Origin of the sequence: Sphaerochaeta sp. (assembly GCF_050178175.1) — a bacterium.
GTDB lineage: Bacteria > Spirochaetota > Spirochaetia > Sphaerochaetales > Sphaerochaetaceae > Sphaerochaeta.
Map to the genome: position 1 here is coordinate 1 of NZ_JBFXGH010000139.1, position 5,140 is coordinate 5,140.

6 protein-coding genes are annotated in these 5,140 nt (G+C 49.8%); 5 read left to right on the forward strand and 1 reads right to left on the reverse strand.

Going from position 1 to position 5,140, the window contains the following annotated elements:
• The 5 genes from AB7S66_RS11200 to AB7S66_RS11220 all read left to right on the forward strand — a co-directional run.
• On the forward strand, positions 1 to 1,056 hold a 1,056-nt coding region (locus AB7S66_RS11200), incomplete at its 5' end, for a nucleoside recognition domain-containing protein (protein WP_428520035.1).
• Positions 1,057 to 1,066: 10 nt separating this feature from the next.
• On the forward strand, positions 1,067 to 1,246 hold the full coding sequence (locus AB7S66_RS11205; protein ID WP_428520037.1) for a hypothetical protein: 180 nt from the start codon (positions 1,067 to 1,069) through the stop codon (positions 1,244 to 1,246).
• Between the two features lie 98 nt (positions 1,247 to 1,344).
• The gene (locus AB7S66_RS11210; protein WP_428520039.1) at positions 1,345 to 2,160 is read left to right on the forward strand and encodes an amino acid ABC transporter substrate-binding protein; all 816 of its coding nucleotides are present in this window, start codon (positions 1,345 to 1,347) and stop codon (positions 2,158 to 2,160) included.
• Between the two features lie 73 nt (positions 2,161 to 2,233).
• Positions 2,234 to 2,869: an amino acid ABC transporter permease gene (locus AB7S66_RS11215; protein ID WP_319756308.1), complete on the forward strand. Its 636-nt coding sequence runs from the start codon at positions 2,234 to 2,236 to the stop codon at positions 2,867 to 2,869.
• 9 nt (positions 2,870 to 2,878) lie between these two features.
• Positions 2,879 to 3,637 carry an amino acid ABC transporter ATP-binding protein gene (locus AB7S66_RS11220; protein WP_428520041.1) on the forward strand — a complete coding sequence of 253 codons (759 nt, stop codon included), beginning with the start codon at positions 2,879 to 2,881 and terminating at the stop codon, positions 3,635 to 3,637.
• Here the strand turns inward: AB7S66_RS11220 and AB7S66_RS11225 are convergent.
• A partial coding sequence (locus tag AB7S66_RS11225; RefSeq protein WP_428520043.1) for an N-acyl-D-amino-acid deacylase family protein occupies positions 3,628 to 5,140 on the reverse strand: 1,513 nt, incomplete at its 5' end. The two genes, AB7S66_RS11220 and AB7S66_RS11225, sit on opposite strands and share 10 nt — an antisense overlap.

The window sequence follows — 5,140 nt, forward strand, 5'->3', positions numbered from 1 at the left end:
ACCCCAATTCTGGAAAATCTCTTTGGATACCTTGGTGCCCAGGTATTTACATTATCAGATACATTGGGAGTACTCCCCCTGCTCTCAGGGATACTCGTGGACGGGATCATTGCAGGAGTTGGGGCGGTCCTGACCTTTGTTCCGCAGCTGTTTATGCTTTTTCTGCTTCTCTCGATCTTGGAAGATTGCGGGTATATGGCGCGGATTGCCTTCATCATGGACAGGATGATGCGCACCATGGGTCTTTCCGGCAAGTCCATCATTCCCTTGGTCATCGGAACCGGTTGCTCGGTACCTGCAATCATGAGCAGCAGGACAATCGAGCACCAGAAACAGCGGGAACTGACGGTCATCGTTACCCCATTCATACCATGCAGTGCGAAGATGCCGGTTTTTGCTCTTATGCTCACCTACTTTTTTCCTGGTCAGTGGTACATCGCCCCCATGATCTACCTACTCGGCATTGTTGCAGTCATTGTTACAGGATTGCTTGCACAAGCAATCGACAAGCATAAGGAAACCAATGCCTTCATCCTCGAGCTACCCCGTTACCAACTCCCTACGGTCAGGAATGTCTGGCTCCAGACCAAGGAGCGCACCATGGGATTCATACAGAAGGCTGGAACCATCATCCTGCTCTCCTCGGTGATCATCTATCTGCTCTCCTCGTACTCCTTTACTTTCCAAGCGGTCGATGCAGAGGCAAGCATGCTTGCTAACATGGGGAGGATCATTGCGCCACTGTTTGCCCCATTGGGATTCGGCTTCTGGCAGGCCAGTGTTGCCCTGTTGACCGGTATCGCTGCCAAGGAGACCATTGTCAGTACACTCAGCGTCACCATCGGGACTGCCAATCTGGGATCTTTCTTCACTCCCGACTCCGCTCTCTCCTATATGACTTTCATTCTGCTCTCCTCTCCTTGTATTGCAGCCATTAGCGCAATGTTCAAGGAACTGGGAAGCACGAGAAAACTTCTGTATGCCCTGCTTTGGCAGACAGGATTCGCCTATCTATCAGCACTGTTGGTTCGTTACCTGGTGCTGCTTCTGATATAAAGGAATGCCTATGACTACGATTATTGCCAATGTGGTTGTTGCAGCTTTGATCATTTCCTTGGTTGCCTACGCAATAGCAACCCTTACAAAACAGAGCAAGGAAGACAGTTGTGCCTCATGCTCACCCAAAAAAGGAAATGCTTGCAAGGGTTGTCAGTTCGCTGATCACTGCAATAAAACTATACATTAACTGAATATTTATGCAGTAAGTCTGGATATTTACCCTCTTTTTCGTTACACTCTCCACTAACACCCAGAACGGGTAGTATTGTTTGAGGAGAGATAGAAATGAAACGAAGCATTGTTGTACTGTTGTCACTATTATTGGTTTCGGTCGGCCTTTTCGCTGCAGGAACCAAGGAACAAGCGCCCGGTGTTGATAATTCCCTTCAGAAAATCATGGACAAGGGCGTACTCGTCATGGGTCTCGATGACAACTTCCCTCCCATGGGTTTCCGTAATGAGAAAGGTGAACTGGTGGGTTTTGATGTAGATTTGGCCAAGGAAGTCATGAAACGCCTCGGTGTTGAGCTCAAGCTCCAGGCAATTGATTGGAATGCCAAGGAACAGGAACTGAATACCGGAAACATTGACTGTATCTGGAATGGTTTCACCATCACCCCTGAACGTCAGGCAGCCATGACCTTTACCCCTCCCTATATCCACAATGCCCAGGTTGTTGTCGTGCGGGATGACAGCCCTTACACCACACTTGCCTCCCTCAGTGGAAAAACCGTCGGTTACCAAGCTGGATCATCAGCTTCAAATGCAATCGACGACACTCCCGAGTTCAAGCAGTCCGTAAAGAGCTTTGTTGAGTTCAAGGAGAACCTTACCGGTTTGATGGATCTTGAGATTGGAGGAATCGATGCACTGGTGGTTGATGTCACTGTTGCAGAGGACAACATCAAGCGCAGTGGCAAACCCTTCAGGATCCTCGAGGAGGAACTTGCTCCCGAAGATTATGGTATTGGATTCCGCAAGGGTGAGCAGAAGCTTGCAGACGCAGTATGGCAACAGCTTGAGGCAATGGCCGCAGACGGTACACTTGCAAAAATCTCCACCGATTGGTTCGGTAGTGATATTACGGTTGTAGGAAAATAACGAAATCGTTATGATTACGGGGAGCTTGGCTCCCCGTTTTCTTTTTTCAACACCTTATCTCTAGGAGACACCAATGGGAAACCTCTTAATGCAGATGCTGGTTGCCACGATGACCAGTTTGAAGATATTCGGCCTTACCCTGCTATTCTCCCTCCCCCTGGGTATGTTGGTTGCCAAAGGCAGGATGTCGAAAAACCCGATCATCTCGAACGTGGTAAATGTGTACATCATGATCATGCGGGGAACCCCCTTGATCCTCCAGCTCTTGTTTGTTTATTTTGCCCCCTACTACATCTTCGGCTCCTCATATGACCGTTTCACTGCTGTTATTGTAGGCTATACCATCAACTATGCAGCGTATTTTGCTGAGATTTACCGTGGGGGAATCCAATCGATCCCCGTCGGGCAGTATGAGGCATCCTTGGTGCTTGGCTTCTCGAAGGCCCACACATTCACCCATGTGATTGCCCCTCAGGTGGTCAAACGCATTATCCCTGCAATGGGAAACGAGGTGATCACCCTGGTAAAAGATACTGCCCTTGCCCAGACGATCGGGGTAGCTGAACTTTTCAGGGTTGCCCAGAACGCCTCAGCACGGGAGTTCTCGACCATGCCCATCTTCATTGCCGGAGTGTTTTACTTCCTGATGAATGCGGTAGTCTCCCGTTCATTCGACCTGCTTGAGAGAAAGCTCAACTACTACCGCTAGGAGAGGAAGATGGAAATCATAACCGTAGAAAACCTACAGAAATCATTCGATGGCCTTGGGGTACTCAAGGGAATCTCGTTCACCCTGAACGAGGGAGAGGTCCTTTCCATCATTGGGCCTTCCGGTAGCGGGAAGAGCACGTTGCTGCGTTGCCTTACACAACTTGAACCTGTTGACGGGGGAACCATCACTGTATGTGGACAGACCATGGTCACATCAACCAAGGATGGCGTTGTCTCCTATGCTGACAAGCAAACGCTTCGCTCGGTGAGACTTAATCTTGGCCTTGTATTCCAAAATTTCAATCTCTTCCCCCATATGAGTGTAATGAGAAACATTACAGAGCCCCAGATGCATGTTTTGAAACGGGACAAGCAGGAAGCTGAGAAGGTTGGTCGCGATCTTCTCAAGAAAATGGGATTGGAAGAGAAAGAGAAGGCTTACCCCAACCAACTCTCCGGTGGACAGCAACAGCGGGTTTCCATCGCTCGCGCCTTGGCGCTCAACCCGACCGTTCTATGTTTTGATGAACCCACCAGTGCACTCGATCCAGAACTGACCGGGGAAATTCTCCGTGTTATCAAGGACTTGGCGAAAGAGAAGATGACCATGATTGTGGTAACCCATGAGATGGCCTTTGCAAGGGATATCTCCGACCGTATCATCTTCATGGATGATGGTCTTATTGTTGAAGAAGGCAATCCGGAAGAGTTGTTCAATAACCCGAAAAACCCGAGGACACAGAAGTTCCTCAACCGCTACGAGTAGAGCAGGAGAGAACCACTGGTACTCGCAAAATACGTCCCCTCCTGATAGGCCACCACCCCGTTTACCATCACCAAAGAGATACCGGGCCCGGTTATCTCGGGATGTTTGATGTCATTGTGTTCGGCAAGGTGCTGCCAATCGAGGAGCACCAAGTCCGCTTTGTAGCCGGTTTTTATGAATCCCCTATCCTGTAACCCCAGTCGGTTTGCAGGATTGCCGGTCATTCTTGCAATAAGGGATTGGATAGGTAGTACTGCTTCTTGTTTTCCATATCTATCAAGCAGGTGGAGCGTACTCTGATAGGACCGTGGATGACCCAGAGCTCCAGCATAGAGGGCATCCGTACCAAAACACATGAGAGGATGAGAGAGGATTTTCTTGAGAGATTCCTCACTCTGGGTAACATCCATCATCAGTGCAGTTCCCTTTGCTTCCTGGAGAATGTCAAAGAAAACTTCGTACGGGTCACTACCCTGATCCCTGGCTATTTCACTCAGGCTCATCATCTCATACTGCCTGTTACCTTCCAGACTCAGGATACTCACCTGGTCCCATCCGCAAAGTTCAGCGATGGAGTCCCATCCCTGTGGATGGTCCATTTCCTTCCGTATTTTCATCCGGACTGAAGCATCCGCCAGGAGGGGCTGCAGCTCCTCACGGGGCAAGCGTAGATAGGAAGGAGGGAGAAGACTGAACAGGCTTGTTGAACCAAAGTGGTAAGGATACTGGTCAAACTGTACATCCAGACCTCTCTCCCTGGCATGGTCGATCATGGAGAGCACCTCATCCACAAGGTGCTGGTTCTTTCTCCCGATCACCTTAAGGTGACTGATCTCCAGTCTCACTCCTGAACGCTCCGCGAGAGTGAGCACTTCCTTGAGGGAATCAAGAATGTCACTTCCTTCACAACGCATATGTACTGCAAAGAGTCCCTTGTACTCAGCAACTACCTTTAGGAGGGCAAGCAGCTCCTTCTCTTCAGCGAATATACAAGGCGCGTAGTACAAGCCTGTGGACATTCCAAGACAGCCTGCTTCCAGGCTATCCCTGAGAAGGTTGCACATCGTGAGAATTTCAGTATCGGTTGCGCTCCTGTTTACATTTCCCTTCATACTCGTCCTTCTCAGGGTGCTGTGGGCCTGCAGGAATGCCATGTTGGTTCCACTTCTCCACTGCTGCCGGTAGGAATTGAATGATTCCCATCCGGCCTCTGGATATGCTCCCAGGACGTCCCCACAGAGTTCCCTTAAAAAGACACTTCCCCTCTGGCAGGGGAATACCCCGATACCGCAGTTTCCGGCAACCTCAGTGGTAATCCCCTGTCCAATCTTGGGTTGCATCGGAGGATTCCTCAGTACTTCAAGATCACTATGCCCATGCATATCGATGAATCCAGGGCAGAGGACCTTGCCAGTACAATCAATTACCGTGTATCCCTCCCTCACCGGGGAGAGTGGGGGAAGTATCGCCTGTATCATATCTGATCCCACAAGAAGATCGCCC

What these genes read in the sequence shown, in the direction of transcription:
- AB7S66_RS11205 (WP_428520037.1), top strand. Translation starts at nt 1,067, where the DNA reads ATGACTACGATTATTGCCAATGTGGTTGTTGCAGCTTTGATCATTTCC.
- AB7S66_RS11210 (WP_428520039.1), top strand. Translation starts at nt 1,345, where the DNA reads ATGAAACGAAGCATTGTTGTACTGTTGTCACTATTATTGGTTTCGGTC.
- AB7S66_RS11215 (WP_319756308.1), top strand. Translation starts at nt 2,234, where the DNA reads ATGGGAAACCTCTTAATGCAGATGCTGGTTGCCACGATGACCAGTTTG.
- AB7S66_RS11220 (WP_428520041.1), top strand. Translation starts at nt 2,879, where the DNA reads ATGGAAATCATAACCGTAGAAAACCTACAGAAATCATTCGATGGCCTT.